Origin of the sequence: Dyella sp. M7H15-1 (assembly GCF_004114615.1) — a bacterium.
Taxonomy (GTDB): domain Bacteria; phylum Pseudomonadota; class Gammaproteobacteria; order Xanthomonadales; family Rhodanobacteraceae; genus Dyella_B.
Genome location: NZ_CP035300.1, coordinates 1,413,768 through 1,432,451, shown reverse-complemented (window position 1 = coordinate 1,432,451; position 18,684 = coordinate 1,413,768). Strand labels below are relative to the sequence as shown.

Here is an 18,684-nt window from a genome sequence, read left to right as displayed (position 1 = left end):
TCTAAAGGATGCTCTGATCCATTCAGGTCAAACGGATGTCGATACTTTTAGTCGATACTTTTAAAAGAGGGATGAAGGGCAAGTAGCGAGGGTGCAAGCGTGCAGTTCCGAGCCAGTGTTTGAGTTCGCGCCCTCACTACCTCACTACTCGTCCCTCATTCCTCATCCCTCAGAACGCAATAAACGGTCAATAAGCCGAATTACCGCCCAATCATGCCAGCCCTCGATACCACACCGGTCATCCTCAGTGTCATCGTCGTGTCCGCCGACAGCGGTCCAAGTCTGCGTGACTGCGTCAACAGTGTGTTCGCCTGCACCACGCCGCTCGAATTGCTACTGATCGATAACGCATCCTCTGACGGTATTCCGCAGGCGATTGCACGTGCGCGTGAAAACGATTCACGCCTGAAGGTGATCTACAATCGCGCCAACCTGGGCTTTGGGCCGGCCATCAATCGCGCGGCGGCGCAGGCACGTGGACAGGTTTTCCTGATCCTCAATCCCGATTGCCTGCTGGAGCAAGCTGCCTTGCAGCGCCTGCTCGACGTGGCGAACACTGAACAAAAGGCCGGTCTGGTCGGTGCCGTGGTATGCGACGCGCGGGGCGTGCCGGATCCGGCCTCCTATCGGCGCGACCCCATCATGCAGCGTGCCTTGGCAACGATGTTCAAGCGTAACGCCGAGGGCGTGAACGTCACAGGCCAAATGCCCGATCACCTGGTGGAAGCCGAGGCCGTGTCGGGCGCGGTGATGTTGATGCCACGCCGTGTCTTCGAATGGTTGAACGGATTCGACGAACAATACTTCCTGCATTGCGAAGACCTCGATTTTTGCCGCCGCGTGCGTGATGCCGGCTGGCGCGTGCTGTTGGCCGGCGATGTGCGCGTGTTGCACGGCAAAGGTGGATCGAGCCGGCATCGTCCGGTGTTTGTCAGCTATTACAAGCATCGCGGCATGTGGCGTTGGTTTCGCAAGTTCGATCCGGCAGCACACAAACCACATCTTGCAACCATGGTCTGGTTGGGAATATGGGCGCACTTTCTGCTCAAGATTCCCGGCCAGTGGCGCGGGCTGATGACACGATGAGTGTCGCCTCGCGCATCAGTGTGCTGGCGACCATCGGTCTGCTGGCCATGACGGCGGTGTGGGGCTCCACTTTTGTCCTGATCAAGGACGTGGTGGATCGCATGCCCGTTGCGGATTTTCTGGCTGTGCGCTTCATTCTTGCGGCCATCGCGATGTTTGTGCTTTTTCATCGCCACGTGGCGCGTCTAGAACGCAGGCAGTTATGGCGCGGTGTGCTGCTGGGTGTGATCTATGGTTGCGGACAATTACTGCAGACATGGGGACTGGCGCTGATCTCGCCCAGCGTCAGCGGTTTCGTCACCGGCATGTACGTGGTGTTTACGCCGATCCTCGCCGCCGTGCTGTTGCGACAGCGGACACCGCTTGCTGTGTGGTTGGCTGTTGGCCTGGCAACCTTGGGGCTGGCATTGTTGTCGTTGAATGATTTTTCCGTAGATAAGGGCGTGTGGCTGACCCTGCTTTCGGCGCTGCTGTACGGTTTGCATATCGTTGCGCTGGGCTCCTGGTCGCGGGCTGATGAAGCCTTCGGTTTTTCAGCCGTCCAAATGCTGGCGATTGCCCTGATATGCCTGCTGGCCACGGCTGGTCACGGCGGCCCGATGTTGCCGCCCGACCCTCGTGCGTGGCTTGCCACGCTCTACATGGCGCTGGTGGCGGGTGCCGGCGCGATGCTGATGCAAACCTGGGCACAAGCGCACCTTCCCGCTACGCGCGCCGCGATAGTGATGACCACCGAGCCTGTTTTCGCGGCAGGTTTTGCCGTTGCGCTGGGCGCGGATGCATTGACCTGGCGCATGTTGGTGGGTGGTGGGCTGGTGCTGGGGGCGATGTATCTGGTCGAACTCGTGCCGCGCCGTGGGGATAAAGAGAATCTGCCTGCCGAAGCCATCCATCACGAGGTGTGAGTTGCTGGATTGCTCGGGTTAAGTGCCTTAAGGCAACGCTGAATAAGTATCGCCGTCGTCATGACACCTGGAAGGCCCGCAGGGTGTGTTGCGTGGCGCAGGGAAGACTGGCCCCGTCTTGCCAAGCCGCGTGGCACACCCTGCGGGCCTTCCAGGTGTCACCCCATCATTTTAAATTCAATACGTTGGGGCCAGCCCTGTCTGTTCGCATTCCTTCGGCCCGTTGCCTCGACAGACAGCCAGTCTGCCTTCGCCGTCAGACCTATGGCCTGCGGACAGACAGGGCTGGTGACGACGGCGATACTTATTCAGCGTTGCCTTAAGAACGCGCATGCGGTTGCATCGCAAGCCGAACCAGATAAATCACAATCGCCACATTGGCGAGCAACGCAGCCAGTTTCAGCAGGTTGAACTTGTGGAACATTTCGTAGATTTCAAACGGAATCAGCGAGCCGGTGGCGATCACGGTGAACCATTCCGCCCAATGCTTGCGCAACCACAAGCCCGTGCCTTCGGTGGCGAAGATGGCGGCATATGCCAACGCCACGATACCGATGGCGACGAACTTGCCAGGCCCCATCTCTTCCAGCCGTTGCACCAGTTGCCAGCGCAAGCCGTTGCTGTCGGTCAGCGACAGATGTTCCAGCGCATGCACCAGATGATCGAAATTCTTTTCCTGATGCAGGCCAAACGCCACGATGGCCACGATGATCAAGCAGACGGTCTTGACCGCCTTGTAGATCGCGATCACGCGCAAGCCAAGGCTATGGCTGGCTTCGATTTCGGAGGTGGGTTGGGTGATGCGGTGGTTGCCTGGGGACATGGTGATCGGGCACGGGCTTGCGTTAAAAGATCGTAGTTTAACCGGCGGGGATGACAGAAAGGCGCCATGCTCTGGATACGGGCATCGTCCGGTGTTTCCACGTTTGGGTTGTAGCGGGTGTTCAGCAACAGCGCCCGCCGGTACCTTTGTAGCGGGCCGACTGCCGTTCCCGAAAGAATTCGGCGTAGGTTGGAATCCGGCGTTCGGGGTGATACGTGCGAAGGTGGGCCACATAGACGTCATAGTCCGGAACGCCACAACTCAGCCGCGCGGCTTGCACCAGACGATGCCACCAAGCCGAAAGTGCTGTCTTCATGATCTTTGTCCTACCACGGACGCCAACGCCACGCGCGGTGCTTCATGGGCCGTGGGTAGGTGGCTGCGCCAGGCTTGCATGATGGCGTAGAGGCTGAAGCCACACATCGTCAACACCAGCAGCATGAATACCGCGGTGAGCGTGGCATCCACGCTGTTGTTGGTGATGATGCGTTGCATCTCCGCCAGATTCTTGGCCGGCCCCATCAGCGTGCCTGCCTGCATGGCTTGGGTGTAGACCTGCGAAGCATGGGTAAAGCTGATCGGGCCCGACAATTTTTCCCAGCCGGCGGTAAGCGTGCAAATCACCAGCCACAACGCGGGAATACCGGGCACCCATACATAGCGTTCGCGCTTTAGCTTGACTGTCACCACGGTCGCCAGCATCAGGGCGATCGCCGCGAGCATCTGGTTGGCGATGCCGAACAACGGCCACAAGGTATTGATGCCGCCCAGCGGATCGACAGCGCCCTGGTAAAGGAAATAACCCCACAGGCCAACGCAGATCGACGTGGCTAGCACGTTGCCGATCCAAGACTCCGTGCTTTTCAGCGGCTTGTGCACCAGTCCCGCAATCTCCTGGATCATGAAGCGGCCCACGCGCGTGCCGGCATCCACCGTGGTCAGGATAAACAGCGCTTCGAACAGAATGGCATAGTGATACCAGAACGCCATCATCCGTTCGCCCGGAAGAATGCTGTGCAGCAATTGCGCCATGCCCACGGCCAGTGTCGGCGCACCGCCGGTGCGGCTCAGGATGCTTGTTTCCCCGATGTCGTGCGCGGTACGTGACAGGTCATTCGGCGTCACAGCAAAACCCCACTGGCTGATGGTAGCTGCGGCGTGCTCCACCGTATTGCCGATGAGCGCGGAGGGCGAGTTCATCGCGAAGTACACCCCAGGATGCAGCGAAGCGGCGGCAATCAGCGCCATGATCGCGACGAAGGCTTCCATCAGCATGCCGCCGTAGCCAACCATGCGCGCTTCGCCCTCGTTGGAGAGGAGCTTGGGCGTGGTGCCCGAAGCAATGATCGAATGCCAGCCCGATACCGCGCCACAGGCGATGGTAATGAACAGGAAGGGGAACAACTGCCCCTGGAACACCGGGCCGGTACCGTCGATAAAGCGCGATACGGCGGGCATCCGCAGATCCGGCGCTGCAAACAGGATCGCCATCGCCAGCAGCACGATCGTGCCGATTTTCAGGAAGGTGGACAGGTAATCGCGCGGCGCGAGCAGCAGCCACACCGGCAGCACCGAAGCAAAGAAACCATAACCGATCAGCAACCAGGCTAGCGATTTCGCATCGAAGTCGAACAGGGCAGCGAGGCTTGGCGTGGCCGCGACGTGTGCACCATAGGCAATGGACGCCAGCAGCACCAGGCCGATTAGCGACACTTCCAGAATGCGTCCAGGCCGCAGCCAACGCAGGTAGATACCCATCAGCAGCGCGATCGGGATCGTGCACGCCACCGAGAACGTGCCCCACGGACTGTGTGTCAGTGCTTTCACCACCACCAGTGCCAGCACCGCCAGTACGATCATCATCAGGGCTAGCAGGCCGAACATGGCGACCACGCCGGCAAACGGCCCCAGCTCCTCGCGCAGCATATGCCCCAGCGAGCGGGCATCACGCCGGACCGACAAGCCCAGCACCATGAAATCCTGCACGGCGCCGCCCAGCACCACGCCGAACAGGATCCACAATGTACCCGGCAGATAGCCCATCTGTGCTGCCAGCACCGGCCCCACCAGCGGTCCGGCCCCGGCGATCGCGGCGAAATGGTGGCCGAACACCACCCACTTGTCGGTCGGCACGTAGTCCAGTCCGTCATTGCGCAACATCGAGGGAGGCGCGCGGCCAGGGTCCATCTGCAACACCCGCAGCTCGATAAACCGGCCGTAGAAGCGGTAACCGATCAGGAACACGGCAATCGCTGCCGCCACCAGCCAGATGGCATTGATCGGTTCGTCGCGGCGCAGCGCGATCACTCCCAGGCAGGCGGCGCCGACGAGGGCGATGATCGCCCAGACGACCTTGCCTGCCACACCGGCCGGCTTTGTTGCGATGCTTCCCATGGACGGTCTCCGGATCGATCAATGACAGCGCCGACTCCATTCCGTCGCGCGCCTTGCTGCGCCTCGGCGGCATATTTGGCCGCGCGAAGGCTTGGATGGGTGCTAAGAGTCGTCCTGTCGGCGGCAAGGGGTCAATAGCGGTTGCGCCAGCTTGGCGTCGGCTGGTTGCACCTCGGTTTCGGTGTATGCGTCGGCCACCGCCTGATGACAACATCGCCATGATAGATGAAGCATTGCACATGCCTGGCACCTCCTTTACAAAGGACACGGACGGCTTGAGTTCATTACCCGCCGTCCACAGTTAGCTACAGGGTTCCGCCTGCGTGAGGTTGGCATGATTCACGAGATTTTGAAGATGGGCGATCCGCGTTTGCTACGCGTTGCACCGCCCGTGCCCGATGCGATGATCGGCAGTGCCGAACTCGACGCGCTGATTGCCGACATGTTCGACACCATGCACGACGCCGGTGGTGTCGGTCTCGCCGCGCCGCAGATCGGCGTGGATCTGCAACTGGTGATCTTCGGCTTCGATAGCTCCGAGCGCTATCCCGACGCACCGCCGATACCGCAAACCGTTCTTCTCAATCCGGTCATTACGCCACTGTCACAGGACATGGAGGAGGGCTGGGAAGGTTGCTTGTCCGTTCCTGGGCTACGCGGCGCCGTGAATCGTTATTCGTTGATCCGCTACGAAGGCGTCGATCCCAAGGGCGAGCGTATCGATCGTCGCGCCGAGGGTTTTCATGCGCGCGTCGTGCAGCATGAATGCGATCACCTGATTGGGCGCTTGTATCCGTCGCGCATGACTGACTTCACCAAGTTCGGTTTTACCGAAGTGCTGTTTCCCGACATGGATCCCATGGCTGACGAATGATTCGAGCGAATAGGATTCGTGGGTTCCATAAAAAACGACTACGTCGTCGGGTTTGATGGCCAGGCAATCCGAAACTGATCGAGTCCGCGGAAGCTGAGAGAGTTTCTCCACGCAAGCCCTCCCGGAACCAGCGCGAAGTTTTCTCTCGTCAGGGCTAGGAATACGCGCTGCAGTTCCAGGCATGCCAGCGCAGCGCCCAGGCAATAATGGGCTCCATGCGAAAACGCCACATGATGCTTGGCGGAAGTACGCGAGATGTTCAGGCGATCCGGGTCCGGAAAGGCCGCCGGATCGCGATTGGCGGCGGCGAGAGCGAAGATGAGGGAGCTTCCGCGTGCAATTTCCTGTCCCGCGATCTCGGTATCTTCAAGCGCGAAACGCACGGCATAAAGCACCGGGCAGTCGTAGCGAAGTAGCTCATCCACCGCGTTTTCGGCAAGCGCTGGATCAGCTCTCAAGCCGGCAAACTGATCCGGGTTGCGCAACAGTGCCAGCGTTCCATTGCCTATGGTATTGGTGGTGGTTTCGAACCCGGCAAAGTAGGACAGGGCGATATGTGCAATCAGTTCGTCCGGCGTAACGCCTTGACGGATCACGTCATCGACATTCAGCAGCGAGGTACGTTGCGATGATGTTCGTGGGTCGTGGAGGCGCGCCACGTGTTCGCGCAGGTAACGTGTGAAGTCATCTGCACTTTGTTCGGCTTTCTTGACGGCTTGATGAGACATGCCCATATCCAGTCCCATGCCCAGGTCACGGGCCCATTGGGTCACAAAAGGTTCATCTTCCTGCGGCACGCCATAAATCCTGGAGATCACGTTTACCGGCAATGGCAGTGCTAGGCCTCGCATAAGATCGGGTGCTGGCTGCTTGCGCATATCCGCCACCAACGTGGTGACACGTTCGTCGATGTAGTGCGTCAGATGCTGGATGATATCCTGGGAAAACAGCGGGGAAAAAACTTTGCGCAGTAAGGTGTGCCGGGGTGCATCGAGGAACAGCAGAAAATGGTTGTACAGATGTGCCAGCGGCGAATTGGCCTGGTGCCGAAACCAACTGCTCAGTGCGGAGGGCTTCGCGCTCCCACTACTGATGTCGCGGCTGTAGTCAAGCTGCCTGGGATCTACGGAAAGCAGCCGGTTGCGAAGGCCGGTGGAAACATCAGCATGACGGGTTACCCACCATTGGTCGATGGCGTTGCGGAAGATCGGCGAGTGTTCGCGAATCTGATGGAGGAAAGGGTAAGGATCTTCGCGAACTTCCGGATGTTGCGGGTCAAAATGGATGCCGTTGGTATCCACCACCAGCGCACGACCGATCGTATGCGTGTTCGTTGCGGGACGCAGGCGATCGAGGCCCACATGAATCCTCACAGGGTGATTCAGCACGCGCTGTATCGTCGACGCAAGCGCACTCACATGTGGTGGCATAACCATCGTGAAATGATCGCCGGGTACATCGATCACCTGCAGTGCCGGGCAAAGCTGACCTCACCCGAGCGTAGGCGAGGCAAACTGATGCCGGACGCGTCGTTCGGGATGCACCGCCTCACCGGGTAATCCTCCGATAGAACGGAACAGAACGACAGGGCCCGCGTAATGCCGTGGACGATAGCGCGTTACAGCGGCAAAGCTCTTGCGATAGACGGTGACAACATGAGCTGCTGCCGGATTGGAACTCAGCAAGGTCCACAAGGCCTGGCGTTGTTGCTCCCTAGGCAGCCGAGTCAATTTTTTCGGCGAAGGCGGCTCCATCGGTGGCTCGGAGAAGCGGCAATACACGCCGATCACTTCGAACAGCGCCATGGTCTCGTCGCTCTGATCGGCCCCTTCTTCGGATTCGCTGATCGCCGAATCCAGCAAGATCAGTGGCAATACCGTCTCGCCTTGCTCGGTCAATCGTTGCGCCACTTCATAGGCGACGATGCCGCCGAACGAGTGTCCGGCGATTGCATAAGGACCATGGGGCTGGATCGCGTGCATCTCCTCCGCATAGCGACACGCTATTTCCTCGATCGAACCCAGTGGCGGTTCAAGGCCATCGACACCGGGTGCCTGAAAGGCAATGCAGGCGCGATCCGTGTCGAGGGCCTTGCACAATGACGACAAATAGTAGGCAGTGCCATTGGCACCCGGAATCAGGAAAAGGGGTGCTGATACTTGCCAGTCACGCAAGGCAAACGCCCGCGATCTTTGTGTATGCATCGGCGAATAGGCTGCGCGCACAGCGAGATCGCCATCGCTTTCATCCATCGCATCATCATTGAATGACTGTTCCACTTTCGCGACCAGATCGTTGAGCGTGGCGGAGCCCAGCAACATGGTGATGGGTATCGCTACACCGAAATGGCGTTCAATGTGGCCGATAAGTTGCATACCGCTGAGTGAGTCGAGCCCGGTATCGATAAGCCGGGTGTTGGGCAACGGCATTGGACTTTCGGCATTGGCCAGCCGGGTTATTTCGTTGGCAATATGTTCGGTGAGGACGCTTCTGCGCTCGCTGAAACTCAGCTGGTGCAGCCGTGTTGCAAGCTCCGTGTTGGGCTCGCATGCAAGATTTTCCATATCCACGAAGATAACCTCCCGGACCCATGGCAGGTCCATTTGGCAGCCAGAATGGCTATCTGAGTTACTTGCGTCTTTAAAGCCTCATGCGGGAAGTAGACAGTGAAGTCCACTCGTCGAATTCGTAAAAAAGACAGCCTTCGCTCTTCAGGCAGTGATTTCTGAGATGGGTTTCACAAATTGCCAGCAAGCCGGGCGGCGGCGCTGCCCACATGACCTGCGGGATCAAATAATGATTCGCCGTTACACTGGTTGTGGGTGCAACAAGAACCAGCCCAGGAATACCGCGCCGGCCATCACGCAGTACGTACCGAACGACGCCAACCGCCCGCGGCCTTCGAAGTAGCGCATCAGGAAGCGCAGGCTGAGCCACGCCGCTATCGCCGTGAGCACACCGCCGAGGAACGCATCGGCCAGTTGCTCCGGCGCCTTGAACAGCTTGGGGATTTCAAGCAGGCCGGCGGCGAGAATGATCGGTGTGCCGAGCAGGAAGGAAAATTCCGCTGCCTTTTCCTTGTCGAGTCCGGTGGCCGAACCGGCGATCATGGTGAGGCCGCTGCGCGAAAAACCTGGAATCAGTGCACCGACCTGTGCCAGGCCGACCAAAAACGCCTGGCGAAAACTGAGCTTTTCCGGCGGTTTGTGTGCACGCGATCGCTCGAGGCGATCGCCCAGCCACAGCAGCACGCCATTGGCGATCAGCGCCATGGCGACCATGCGCAGGTCCTTGAACACCAGTTCCAGTTTCTTCTCCAGCAGCACACCCACCAGGCCGGCTGGAATCGTGCCGATGATCAGCGCCCACATCATGTGGCCATCATCACTGTGATGGCCACCCAGAGAGGTGACTAAGCCACGGATCAGGGCGATCCAGCGCTTGCGGAAATAACCTAGCAGCGCCAGCGCCGTACCTAGGTGCAGGGCGACCAGAAAGGGGATGAGCTGCGGTGCGTGCTTGTCGATGTGCATGCCGAACAGCGCCGGGATCAGCAAGGTATGGCCAAGGCTGCTGACTGGAAAGAGTTCGGTGACGCCCTGCAGTACGCTCAGGAAAATCAGAAACCACAAGCTCACGCGTTCATCCTTCTCAAAGTCACGATACGGCGCAGTTCTGCCAGTTCGACGGGACTGCTGAGCACATCCGCAAGCAGCGTTGGCAGGTAGATCGCCAACTTGTAGTGGGTGGCGGTCAGCAGTTGTTGCCGCGCGGTTGCGAATTCTTCGCGGCCTTCGATCGCACGAATGCCGTTGTCTGGGGTGGAGGATGTCGTGTTCATGCGTGGCGTCCGCGCGGTTTGCGAGGAATCAGATAGCCGTCATTGACCAGGGCCAGGATCAACTCGCGTTCGATGGTGCTGAAGGTGTGCGGTGGCGACAACATACGTTGGTCGCAAAGCTGGGTAGCCGATTCCATCGTGGCAGGGTAGGCATGGCCGTTGGCGAACAAGGTGCAACGCGAACGATGCCGGGCCCAGGCCATGCGCGACCACGGATGGCGCAGCAGCGATGCCCCGCCGTTGAGTTGTTTCATCAGCGCCGCTTCGGTCAGCGGCTTGCTCAGCGCAAGCGGGGTCTGCGCGCTGCGGTAACGGGTGATGAAGCGGCCGAACCAGTCGATCAGCGTCACCTCGTCCAACGCGGTTGCGAGAGGTACCGCTTCCCGCACCCGGGTTAGCGCAGCCTTGTCGATTTCACCCGGGTGCTTGGCGGGCACAAGGTTCGGGTCGGTGAAGCGCTGGTCTTCAGTTAGGTGTTCGGCCAGGTAGTCGGCAAGATCGCCGACCAGTTCGCCTTGTGATGGCGCACGCATGCCCACCGAGTAAGTCATGCAGGGGCCACCGAACGCCACGCCATCGTGGGGTATGCCGGGCGGCAGATACAGCATGTCGCCGGGATCCAGCAACCATTTGTGTGTGGGTTCGAAGTGTTGGAGCTGCTTCAGCTCCACATCGCTGCGGAAATCTTTCGGCGCATTCGGATCGGTGCTGATAGCCCAGTAGCGCTGCCCCAACCCCTGCAGCAGAAACACATCGTACTGATCGACGTGTGCACCGACACCGCCGCCCGGTTCGGCGTAGGAGATCATCACATCGTCCACGCGCCAGCTTGGCAGAAAGCGGAAATGGTCGAGCAGCGCGGCTACGTCCATATCCCACTTGTCGACATCCTGCACCAGCAAGGTCCAGTTCGCGTCGCCCGTCTTGGCAAAATCGCTTTCGCTCAAGGGGCCGGTTTTCACGCGCCAGCGTTCGCGGTCTTCATCGTGTTGGATCAGACGCGACAAGGCGCTTTCTTCGCAGGCCAGACCGGCGAGGTCTTCCGGCGTAACCGGAGACTGAAAATCAGAAAAAGCGTTGCGAATCAGCAACGGGTGCTTTTGCCAATAGTCACGCAGGAATTGCGCGGCGGACATGCCGAACGGCAGTTTCGCAGTGCCGCGCACTTCGATGGGCAAGGGTTTGCGGGATGGATGTGTAAGAGTCATGGGACGGCATTGTAAGCGTGTCCGCGTGCTTTGCGCCTTGGGTAAACAGGTCCTAGCGCAACAGGTGATAGGCGTTGTACACACCCAGTGCCATGACGGTCAGACCGGCCAGCAAGGTCGAGACTCGCGGCGGCAACCGGCGCACCAGCCAAGCACCGAACGGAGCGGCAATGACGCCGCCCAGAATCAGCCCAAGCACGACGTGCAGCTTGCTTTCGCCGATGCTCAGCAGGAAGGCGATGCTGGCAGCAAGACTCACCACGCATTTGGCCAAGTGCACGCTGCCGATCACCATGCGTGGTTCCTGCCCACGCGCCACCATGGTGGTGACCGTCAGCGCGCTCCATCCGCCGCCGCCTGCCGCGTCGAGCACCCCGGCCACGAAACCCAGTACGCCGGTACCGCGCGGTATGTCTTTGCGCCGCTCCTTGCGGCGGGTCGTACGAAACAGCAGGAACAGCCCCATGAACAGCAGGTAGGGCGTTAGGAAATATCGAATCCAGGTAGGTGGCAGATGAGCCAGCAGGGTGGCGCCGAGGATGGCGCCGATCACACCGGGAATGACCAATACCCAGAACAAGCGTTTCTGCACGTTGCCGGCCCACCAGTGACTCAGGCCGGATGCGCCGCACGTGAACGTTTCCGCGTAGTGCACGCTGGCGCTCGCTAGCGCAGGCGGCATACCCATCCCCAGCAACATGCCGGCCGAGGTAACGCCATACGCCATGCCCAGCGCGCCATCCACCAGTTGGGCGAGCGCACCGATGCCGGTGAAAATCAGGAATTCGGAAAGTGGCGCCATGATGCTCGTTCAAACCGGGCAGTGGGCATCATGACAAATGCCGCCCTGATTTGTCCGGTCCGGTGGATCAGATCGTCTTTGCCAGATTCGCGGCGAGGCCGATGTAGGTGCCTGGCGTCAGGTCAAGCAGGCGTTGCTTGGCATCATGCGGTAGGGCGAGGTTGCCGATGAACTCACGTATCGATTCGCGCGTGATGCTCTGGCCGCGGGTCAGGGCCTTCAACTGTTCGTAGGGTTCGGGGAGGCCATAGCGGCGCATGACCGTTTGCACCGCCTCGGCCAGCACTTCCCAACTTGCGTCAAGGTCGGCGGCAAGGCGGTTGGCATTGACGTTGAGCTTGCCCAAGCCCTTTTGCAGCGATTCCAGCGCGACCAGTGTGTGACCGAAGGCCGTGCCGAGTGCGCGTAATACGGTGGAGTCGGTCAAATCGCGCTGCCAGCGGCTGATCGGCAGCTTTTCGGCGAAATGGCAGAGCAGTGCGTTGGCCAGGCCGAAGTTGCCCTCTGCATTTTCGAAATCGATCGGATTGACCTTGTGCGGCATGGTCGAGGAGCCCACTTCACCGGCTTTCAGCGCCTGCTTGAAGTAGCCCAGCGAGATATAACCCCATATGTCACGTGCCAGGTCGATCATGATCGTATTAGCGCGACGTACAACATCGCAGTATTCCGCAACGCCATCGTGCGGTTCGATCTGCGTGGTATACGGATTGTAATCAAGGCCAAGGCCGCTGACGAAACGCTGCGAGAACGCGCACCAATCCAATGCCGGATGGGTAATGGCGTGCGCATTGTAGTTGCCCACCGCCCCGTTGATCTTGCCAGGCACTTCCACCGCGGCCAGCTGCTTGCGCTGGCGCTCCAGGCGCGCGACCACGTTGGCCAGTTCCTTGCCAAGGGTACTGGGCGACGCGGTCTGGCCGTGTGTGCGCGATAACATTGGCAGGTCAGCGTTAGCGTGTGACAGCTCGCGTAGCTTGGCGATGATCTTGTCCAGCCAGGGCAGCAACACGTGGGCGCGTGCATCGCGCAGCATCAGTGCATAGGAAAGATTGTTGATGTCTTCGCTAGTGCAGGCGAAGTGCACGAATTCCTTGGCCTGCGCCAGGGATTCGTCGTTGCCGATGCGCTCCTTGATGAAGTACTCCACCGCTTTCACGTCATGATGGGTGGTGGCTTCGATCGTTTTGATGCGGGCGCCATCCTCGACGCTGAAATCGGCGGCAATTGTCTTCAGCTTGGCGATCTGCGTCGGGGTAAAGGCGGGTAGCTCGGCAATGCCGGCTTCGGCGGCCAGGGCCAGTAGCCATTCGATCTCCACCTGCACGCGGCGATGCATCAGTCCGAATTCACTGAAGATGGGGCGCAACGCTTCGGTCTTGCTAGTGTATCGACCGTCCAGCGGGGACAGGGCGGTGAGGGCATGGGTGGACATCGCGCAGCTTCCGAGGGATCAGAATCAGGCATCTTACATTGCCGGCGGGTTTACGTCGGCCGGCTTATAGTCGGGTGGCACAAGGGACCGTCTGATTTATTTCTACGTACCCGTCACCGCACTGTATGCTCGCCTCGCTGCGACCCAACGGCGAAGGCAGACTGGCTGTCTGTCGAGACGTTGGGTCGCAGCGAGGCGAGCATACAGTGCGGCCCCAACATGCTGATTTTAAGGGTCGGGGTGACGTCCAGAAGGCCCGCAGGCTGTGCCACGCGGCTTGAACAGACGGCCAGTCTGCCCTGCGCCGCGCAACACAGCCTGCGGGCCTTCTGGACGTCATGCCGGGTGCGTAGGAATAAATCAGAGGGTCCCAAGACGTGCCGGCGGGCTTGTTATGTCGTTGCGAGCTCCACATTTCACGTGACGTTTCCCCAGTACGAGGCATAGCCATGAGCGGTTTTCGTATCGAGCGCGACAGCATGGGCGAATTAAAAGTGCCTGCCGATGCCCTGTATGGCGCACAGACGCAGCGCGCGATCGATAATTTTCCCATCTCCGGCCTACACTTGCCGCGATCCTTTATCCGGGCACTGGGATTGATCAAGGCCGCCGCGGCCGAAGCCAATCTTGCACTGGGGCATCTGAAGAAGGGCCAGGCCACCGCGATCCGCAAGGCTGCCCTGGCCGTGGCAGAAGGTCAGTTCGATGCGCAGTTCCCGATTGATGTGTTCCAGACCGGCTCAGGCACCAGCACCCATATGAATGCCAATGAGGTGATCGCGCATCTTGCAGCCAAGTCCGCTAACAAGGTGCATCCGAACGATCACGTGAATTACGGGCAGAGTTCCAATGACGTGATTCCCACTGCCATCCATGTGAGTGCAACGCTGACCGCGCATGAAGAGTTATTGCCAGCGCTAAAACACCTCAAGCGCACTATCGACCGCCGTGCACAGCAATTGCGCAATGTGCCAAAGACCGGGCGCACGCATTTAATGGATGCGATGCCGATAACGTTCGGGCAGGAGTTGTCGGGTTGGTCGGCGCAGATCGAATCGGCGATCGATCGCATCGAGGATAGCCTGAAGCGCATGCGGCAGTTGCCCTTGGGGGGCACTGCGGTAGGTACCGGCATCAACGCTGATCCGAAATTCGGCAAGGCGGTTGCGCGCGAACTGAAAAAACTCACCGGTGTGCGTTTTGATTCAGCCGGCAATTACTTCGAAGGCATGGCAGCGCAGGATGCCGCGGTGGAGCTTTCTGGTCAGCTCAAGGCGCTGGCCGTGGGGTTGATGAAAATCGCCAATGACTTGCGCTGGATGAATTCCGGCCCGCTCGCTGGTTTGGGCGAAATCGAATTGCCGGCACTCCAGCCGGGTTCGTCGATCATGCCTGGCAAGGTGAATCCGGTGATTCCAGAGGCAACTGCGATGGTAGCCGCGCAAGTGATCGGCAACGATGCAGCGATGACCATTGCAGGACAATCCGGCAACTTCCAGCTCAACGTCATGCTGCCGCTGATCGCCTACAACCTGCTGCAGTCGATTCATATCCTCGCCAGCGTGTCGCGTTTGCTGGCGGACAAGGCGATCGCCGGTTTCCGCGTCAATACCGAGCGTGTGGATCAGGCGCTGGCGATGAATCCGATTCTGGTAACGGCGTTGAATCCGGTGATCGGCTACGAAAAAGGTGCGGCGATCGCCAAGCAGGCTTACAAGGAAAAGCGCTCGGTGTTGGATGTGGCGCTCGAGAAATCCGGGCTTTCCGAAGTTGAACTGAAGAAACTGCTTGATCCACGTGCGCTGACCAAGGGTGGCATCCACGGCGGTAGCGGTGGTGGCTGACGTCGTGCCGCACGTTGGTATCGTTCTTGCCATCACTGACATTGCCAGTGCTTATGTCGTTTCAGCTATCGTCGCGCCAGCGGCGGAACCAGATGGCCAGGGCAAGCATTGCGATGCCGGCCGTTGCGCCAATCCAGATGTCGGGTTTGCTCAGCACCCCGTAGGCATGGGACAGGGTAAGGAAGTTGCCAATGGCCTGAGGATTGTGATCCAACTGATCCACACCGGCTTCCTTGAACCAGCCGCCTGGAAACACGCTGAACAGCAGGCGTGTCAGGATCTTGTTCCAGTACCAATCCGTTTTCAGCGTAGTGATGCCAAGCAGATGGAACCAGCCGAGGATGACGCCCAATGCAACTGGAATCACCACCGCCCACAGGAAAGGCTTGCTCTTGGCCCAGGCCGAGCACAGCATCAGCCAACCTACTGTCGGTAGCGCCCACATCACATAGATAGGCAGCGAACCGATCAGGAAGCCAACGACCTGGAAGGGATGGGCCAACATCAGCACAGACCAGACGCCGATACCATGCAGCGACAAGGTCAAGGCAAACAGCAGTAGCATCGCAATGCCGGTCAGCACGCCGCAAACGATGGCGATGATCGGTGCCGCCACGATGGCAGCGATGACTTTGGATGCGACCGTGGCGGTGTTTGAAATCGGCAAGGATTTCCAAAACAGGATGCTGTGGTCGCGACGGTCGTCATACAACGCGCCGAGGCAGTAGAAAAACACCACGAAGCAGAAGACGACACTGATCAGGAAGCTGGCCGAAAGCATGGCCAGGTCTAGGCCCGATCCAACCATTTGCATCTGGTGGGCATCCAGCGAGCGGACCATGAAGGCAAGGCTGTTGGGATCGTTGGAGTCGCCGAAGACGGGGCCGTGATGGGCTCCGAAAACTTCGCCGCCGATGATGCCCATGATGTTCAAAAGCAGGAACACGCCGCCAGTGATCACCGGGGCCCAGAAAAAGCCGCCGCGATGTTCCCAGAATTCGCGCTTGATCAGCCAGTACACGGTTTTCATGCGTAAGTCCCCTTCATGGTGGCGACGAACAGGTCACTGACCGAAGGACGGCGGATTTCACCGAGCGTTTCCAGTCGTGCGCGTTCGACACCGTCGAACAGGAAGATGCTCTTGCCGAATACCTGGCGTTCGTCCAAGGGTTTCAACTGACGTGCGGTCGCGGTCATGTCGGCGCTGACCATGACTTCGGCAAATCGCTCACCGACAGCATCCATATCCGTATCCAGCACAATCTTTCCGTCGCGTATGAACATGAGGTCGGTGAGAATATGTTCGATCTCTTCGACCTGGTGAGTGGTGACAATAATGGTCTTGTTATCGTCGAAATATTCTTCCAGCAAGCTTTGGTAGAACTGTTTGCGATACAGGATGTCCAGACCCAATGTGGGTTCGTCCAACACCAGGATCCTGGCGTCGATGGCCATCACCAGTGCCAGATGCAACTGCACGATCATGCCCTTGGACATCTGCCGTACACGTTGATCAGGCGTGAGTTTGGTGCGAGCGAGAAAGGTCTCGCACTTCGCGCGATTGAAACGCGGATGGATGTTGGTGACAAAGTCGACCGCCTCACGCACGCGAATCCAGCGCGGCAACACGGCGACATCGGCGATAAAGCACACCTGTTCCATCAACCTGTCGCGCTGGGTGCGCGGATCCAGCCCCAGTACATTGAGCTGGCCCTGGAAATCAGTCAGGCCAAGCATTGCCTTCAAAGCGGTGGTTTTGCCGGCGCCGTTCGGGCCGATCAGGCCGACGATGCGGCCGGGCTGAATCTCGAAACTGACGTTATCCAGAGCGATCGCATTCTTGTAACGCTTGCTAAGGCCGCTGGCGGTGACGACAGCATTCATGATGGGTTCTCCGGATCCTGCGGCGCTTCGCGCATCAGGGTTTTCAGATTCAGGCCAAGGCGTTGCAGACGTGCATACAGTGCCGGCCATTCTTCGCGCAAAAAGCGCTCGCGCTCGGACTTGAGCAGGGCCTCGCGGGCTCCATCGGTAACGAACATGCCAAGCCCCCTCCTTTTTTCCACAAGTTGATCGTCGACCAGTTCCTGGTACGCCTTGGATACGGTGAGCGGATTGATCTGGAAGTCCGCGGCCACCTGGCGCACTGACGGCAGCGGGTCGCCCTCGTTCAAGGCGCCGTCCAGGATCATCGCCACCACGCGTTCGCGTAATTGACGATAGATCGGGACGCTGTCGTTCCAGGTGATGGACATGGATTTATTCCTTGTCGATGGCAGCGAGCTTGGTGGAGCCGAACGAATAGTAGGGCATGGCCAATTGCGCTCCGAGCAAGCTGGCGCCACTTTCGGTCTGGCGAGCGATCGGCGAACCGCTCAGGATCAGGCTGGCGGTTGTCGGCAAGGCGGCTGCCCGCTCGTCATCGATAGAGGGACGTACTTCGACCGGGGCCAGGTTGATGACCTTCAGGCCATCGATGTCGGCGGCGGGGAGTTTGGGGATGCTCGGGCTCAGGGCGACCAGGCTGACCGTGGTTAACAGAACCGCGGCGGTGATAGCGATCGGGTTCGGTGTTTTCATGACGGCTCTCCTTAGTGAGCTCGTGGACCGGTGTTGTAGTGAACTATATCACCATATCAAAAACTGTCAACACACACTGGGGTATGACGGATGGCCTATGCCGCCGTGGGCAACCGAGTGATTGGGGACCTGGGCTTGTCAAGGTCCTCGCATCGACGCCTCCGCAGTCGGCTAAAATCGAGGATTGCATGTGGGAGCACAACACTATGTGGTACGCCATCGTTGGCACGGATCATCCTGATTCGTTTGAGCGCCGCTTTGCGGCTCGCAGCGCTCACCTGGCCCGCCTGGACAAACTGCAGGAAGAAGGCCGCATGCTGCTGGCTGGTCCTTTTCCGGCCATCGATGCCGAACAGCCCGGCCCGGCCGGTTTTACTGGCAGCCTGATCGTGGCCGAATTCGCCTCGTTGGCCGAGGCGGAGCAATGGGTCAAGGCCGATCCCTACGTCGAGGCGAACGTCTACGCCAGCGTCAGCGTCAAGCCCTTCCGCAAGGTGCTGCCGGTATGACTGCGGCGATGGTGGAGGAAATCCGTCAACGTCTCACCGACGCCCTGCATCCGGTGGAACTGGAAGTGCTGGACGAAGGCTATAAGCATGCAGGCCATGCCAATGAGGGCAAGGGGCATTTCCACGTGCGCATCGTCAGTACCGAGTTTGCCGGCGCACTGCCGATCAAGCGGCATCGTCTGGTCTATGCCGCGCTGGGCGAATTGATGGACCATGGCATTCACGCTCTTTCCATCGACGCCAAGGTGCCGGATTGAGCCCCATCAATCCCCTGCATCAACGTGTTTGGATCATTCAAGAATCCAAGCGCATTGCGGTGCTGTCCTGCGTTTGGCACAGTGACCCGTCGCCCGCGATCGCGGGTCATTACCTTTTGAGCTGCT

The 18,684-nt window shown here is 59.5% G+C and carries 20 protein-coding genes; 6 read left to right on the top strand and 14 right to left on the bottom strand.

Annotation, left to right across the window (positions count from 1 at the left end; genetic code table 11):
* Nucleotides 1-213: 213 nt before the first annotated feature.
* Both EO087_RS06850 and EO087_RS06845 read left to right on the top strand, forming a co-directional pair.
* Entirely contained in the window at nt 214-1,086 is an 873-nt protein-coding gene (locus EO087_RS06850) for a glycosyltransferase family 2 protein (RefSeq protein WP_128898215.1), read from the top strand.
* On the top strand, nt 1,083-1,991 hold the full coding sequence (locus EO087_RS06845) for a DMT family transporter (protein WP_128898214.1): 909 nt from the start codon (nt 1,083-1,085) through the stop codon (nt 1,989-1,991). The genes EO087_RS06850 and EO087_RS06845 overlap by 4 nt, the downstream gene beginning before the upstream one ends.
* 319 nt (nt 1,992-2,310) lie before the next feature.
* On the opposite strand, the gene EO087_RS06840 is transcribed toward EO087_RS06845, so the two are convergent.
* The 3 genes from EO087_RS06840 to EO087_RS06830 all read right to left on the bottom strand — a co-directional run bounded on the left by EO087_RS06840 (nt 2,311) and on the right by EO087_RS06830 (nt 5,208).
* On the bottom strand, nt 2,311-2,814 hold the full coding sequence (locus EO087_RS06840; RefSeq protein ID WP_128898213.1) for a DUF2127 domain-containing protein: 504 nt from the start codon (nt 2,812-2,814) through the stop codon (nt 2,311-2,313).
* A gap of 121 nt (nt 2,815-2,935) precedes the next feature.
* Nucleotides 2,936-3,130, bottom strand: coding sequence for a CstA-like transporter-associated (seleno)protein (locus tag EO087_RS06835; protein ID WP_128898212.1), 195 nt, complete (start codon nt 3,128-3,130; stop codon nt 2,936-2,938).
* A complete protein-coding gene (locus tag EO087_RS06830) occupies nt 3,127-5,208 on the bottom strand; it encodes a carbon starvation CstA family protein (protein ID WP_128898211.1) in 2,082 nt (693 codons plus the stop codon). Before EO087_RS06830 ends, EO087_RS06835 begins: the two co-directional genes overlap by 4 nt.
* Before the next feature lie 334 nt (nt 5,209-5,542).
* Here EO087_RS06830 and def point away from each other — a divergent pair, with 334 nt between their 5' ends.
* Nucleotides 5,543-6,082, top strand: a complete 540-nt coding sequence (gene def, locus EO087_RS06825) for a peptide deformylase (protein WP_128898210.1) — start codon at nt 5,543-5,545, stop codon at nt 6,080-6,082.
* A 38-nt stretch (nt 6,083-6,120) separates the two neighbouring features.
* On the opposite strand, the gene EO087_RS06820 is transcribed toward def, so the two are convergent.
* The 7 genes from EO087_RS06820 to purB form a co-directional block, all read right to left on the bottom strand.
* Complete coding sequence (locus tag EO087_RS06820) at nt 6,121-7,443, bottom strand: cytochrome P450 (RefSeq protein ID WP_164931790.1); 1,323 nt, start codon at nt 7,441-7,443, stop codon at nt 6,121-6,123.
* A gap of 129 nt (nt 7,444-7,572) precedes the next feature.
* Nucleotides 7,573-8,646 carry an alpha/beta fold hydrolase gene (locus EO087_RS06815; protein WP_240669181.1) on the bottom strand — a complete coding sequence of 358 codons (1,074 nt, stop codon included), beginning with the start codon at nt 8,644-8,646 and terminating at the stop codon, nt 7,573-7,575.
* 243 nt (nt 8,647-8,889) lie between these two features.
* The gene (locus EO087_RS06810; RefSeq protein WP_128898207.1) at nt 8,890-9,720 is read right to left on the bottom strand and encodes an undecaprenyl-diphosphate phosphatase; all 831 of its coding nucleotides are present in this window, start codon (nt 9,718-9,720) and stop codon (nt 8,890-8,892) included.
* Entirely contained in the window at nt 9,717-9,923 is a 207-nt protein-coding gene (locus EO087_RS06805; protein ID WP_128898206.1) for a hypothetical protein, read from the bottom strand. Before EO087_RS06805 ends, EO087_RS06810 begins: the two co-directional genes overlap by 4 nt.
* Nucleotides 9,920-11,131 (bottom strand): cupin domain-containing protein, encoded by a 1,212-nt coding sequence (locus EO087_RS06800; RefSeq protein ID WP_128898205.1) that lies wholly within the window; start codon nt 11,129-11,131, stop codon nt 9,920-9,922. Before EO087_RS06800 ends, EO087_RS06805 begins: the two co-directional genes overlap by 4 nt.
* A gap of 52 nt (nt 11,132-11,183) precedes the next feature.
* Complete coding sequence (locus EO087_RS06795; RefSeq protein ID WP_128898204.1) at nt 11,184-11,933, bottom strand: sulfite exporter TauE/SafE family protein; 750 nt, start codon at nt 11,931-11,933, stop codon at nt 11,184-11,186.
* 67 nt (nt 11,934-12,000) lie between these two features.
* Entirely contained in the window at nt 12,001-13,368 is a 1,368-nt protein-coding gene (purB, locus tag EO087_RS06790) for an adenylosuccinate lyase (protein ID WP_128898203.1), read from the bottom strand.
* Between the two features lie 449 nt (nt 13,369-13,817).
* Here purB and EO087_RS06785 point away from each other — a divergent pair, with 449 nt between their 5' ends.
* Nucleotides 13,818-15,212, top strand: coding sequence for a class II fumarate hydratase (locus EO087_RS06785; RefSeq protein ID WP_128898202.1), 1,395 nt, complete (start codon nt 13,818-13,820; stop codon nt 15,210-15,212).
* 61 nt (nt 15,213-15,273) lie between these two features.
* Here EO087_RS06785 and EO087_RS06780 read toward each other — a convergent pair whose 3' ends face one another.
* From EO087_RS06780 to EO087_RS06765, 4 genes are read right to left on the bottom strand one after another with little or no spacing between them, the layout of a single operon-like run.
* Complete coding sequence (locus tag EO087_RS06780) at nt 15,274-16,242, bottom strand: ABC-2 transporter permease (protein ID WP_128898201.1); 969 nt, start codon at nt 16,240-16,242, stop codon at nt 15,274-15,276.
* Nucleotides 16,239-17,096 carry an ABC transporter ATP-binding protein gene (locus EO087_RS06775; protein WP_128898200.1) on the bottom strand — a complete coding sequence of 286 codons (858 nt, stop codon included), beginning with the start codon at nt 17,094-17,096 and terminating at the stop codon, nt 16,239-16,241. Before EO087_RS06775 ends, EO087_RS06780 begins: the two co-directional genes overlap by 4 nt.
* Nucleotides 17,093-17,467, bottom strand: a complete 375-nt coding sequence (locus tag EO087_RS06770; protein WP_128898199.1) for a GntR family transcriptional regulator — start codon at nt 17,465-17,467, stop codon at nt 17,093-17,095. The genes EO087_RS06775 and EO087_RS06770 overlap by 4 nt, the downstream gene beginning before the upstream one ends.
* Before the next feature lie 4 nt (nt 17,468-17,471).
* Nucleotides 17,472-17,792 carry a hypothetical protein gene (locus EO087_RS06765; protein WP_128898198.1) on the bottom strand — a complete coding sequence of 107 codons (321 nt, stop codon included), beginning with the start codon at nt 17,790-17,792 and terminating at the stop codon, nt 17,472-17,474.
* Between the two features lie 206 nt (nt 17,793-17,998).
* Here EO087_RS06765 and EO087_RS06760 point away from each other — a divergent pair, with 206 nt between their 5' ends.
* Together EO087_RS06760 and EO087_RS06755 are read left to right on the top strand one after the other, a co-directional pair.
* Nucleotides 17,999-18,301 (top strand): YciI family protein, encoded by a 303-nt coding sequence (locus EO087_RS06760; RefSeq protein ID WP_128899841.1) that lies wholly within the window; start codon nt 17,999-18,001, stop codon nt 18,299-18,301.
* Entirely contained in the window at nt 18,298-18,558 is a 261-nt protein-coding gene (locus tag EO087_RS06755; protein ID WP_128898197.1) for a BolA family protein, read from the top strand. Before EO087_RS06760 ends, EO087_RS06755 begins: the two co-directional genes overlap by 4 nt.
* Nucleotides 18,559-18,684 lie beyond the last annotated feature (126 nt).

What these genes read in the sequence shown, in the direction of transcription:
- EO087_RS06840 (WP_128898213.1), bottom strand. Translation starts at nt 2,814, where the DNA reads ATGTCCCCAGGCAACCACCGCATCACCCAACCCACCTCCGAAATCGAA.
- EO087_RS06835 (WP_128898212.1), bottom strand. Translation starts at nt 3,130, where the DNA reads ATGAAGACAGCACTTTCGGCTTGGTGGCATCGTCTGGTGCAAGCCGCG.
- EO087_RS06755 (WP_128898197.1), top strand. Translation starts at nt 18,298, where the DNA reads ATGACTGCGGCGATGGTGGAGGAAATCCGTCAACGTCTCACCGACGCC.
- EO087_RS06830 (WP_128898211.1), bottom strand. Translation starts at nt 5,208, where the DNA reads ATGGGAAGCATCGCAACAAAGCCGGCCGGTGTGGCAGGCAAGGTCGTC.
- EO087_RS06815 (WP_240669181.1), bottom strand. Translation starts at nt 8,646, where the DNA reads ATGGAAAATCTTGCATGCGAGCCCAACACGGAGCTTGCAACACGGCTG.
- EO087_RS06760 (WP_128899841.1), top strand. Translation starts at nt 17,999, where the DNA reads ATGTGGTACGCCATCGTTGGCACGGATCATCCTGATTCGTTTGAGCGC.
- EO087_RS06780 (WP_128898201.1), bottom strand. Translation starts at nt 16,242, where the DNA reads ATGAAAACCGTGTACTGGCTGATCAAGCGCGAATTCTGGGAACATCGC.
- EO087_RS06770 (WP_128898199.1), bottom strand. Translation starts at nt 17,467, where the DNA reads ATGTCCATCACCTGGAACGACAGCGTCCCGATCTATCGTCAATTACGC.
- EO087_RS06795 (WP_128898204.1), bottom strand. Translation starts at nt 11,933, where the DNA reads ATGGCGCCACTTTCCGAATTCCTGATTTTCACCGGCATCGGTGCGCTC.
- def (WP_128898210.1), top strand. Translation starts at nt 5,543, where the DNA reads ATGATTCACGAGATTTTGAAGATGGGCGATCCGCGTTTGCTACGCGTT.
- EO087_RS06775 (WP_128898200.1), bottom strand. Translation starts at nt 17,096, where the DNA reads ATGAATGCTGTCGTCACCGCCAGCGGCCTTAGCAAGCGTTACAAGAAT.
- EO087_RS06800 (WP_128898205.1), bottom strand. Translation starts at nt 11,131, where the DNA reads ATGACTCTTACACATCCATCCCGCAAACCCTTGCCCATCGAAGTGCGC.
- EO087_RS06845 (WP_128898214.1), top strand. Translation starts at nt 1,083, where the DNA reads ATGAGTGTCGCCTCGCGCATCAGTGTGCTGGCGACCATCGGTCTGCTG.
- EO087_RS06785 (WP_128898202.1), top strand. Translation starts at nt 13,818, where the DNA reads ATGAGCGGTTTTCGTATCGAGCGCGACAGCATGGGCGAATTAAAAGTG.
- EO087_RS06805 (WP_128898206.1), bottom strand. Translation starts at nt 9,923, where the DNA reads ATGAACACGACATCCTCCACCCCAGACAACGGCATTCGTGCGATCGAA.
- EO087_RS06850 (WP_128898215.1), top strand. Translation starts at nt 214, where the DNA reads ATGCCAGCCCTCGATACCACACCGGTCATCCTCAGTGTCATCGTCGTG.
- purB (WP_128898203.1), bottom strand. Translation starts at nt 13,368, where the DNA reads ATGTCCACCCATGCCCTCACCGCCCTGTCCCCGCTGGACGGTCGATAC.
- EO087_RS06765 (WP_128898198.1), bottom strand. Translation starts at nt 17,792, where the DNA reads ATGAAAACACCGAACCCGATCGCTATCACCGCCGCGGTTCTGTTAACC.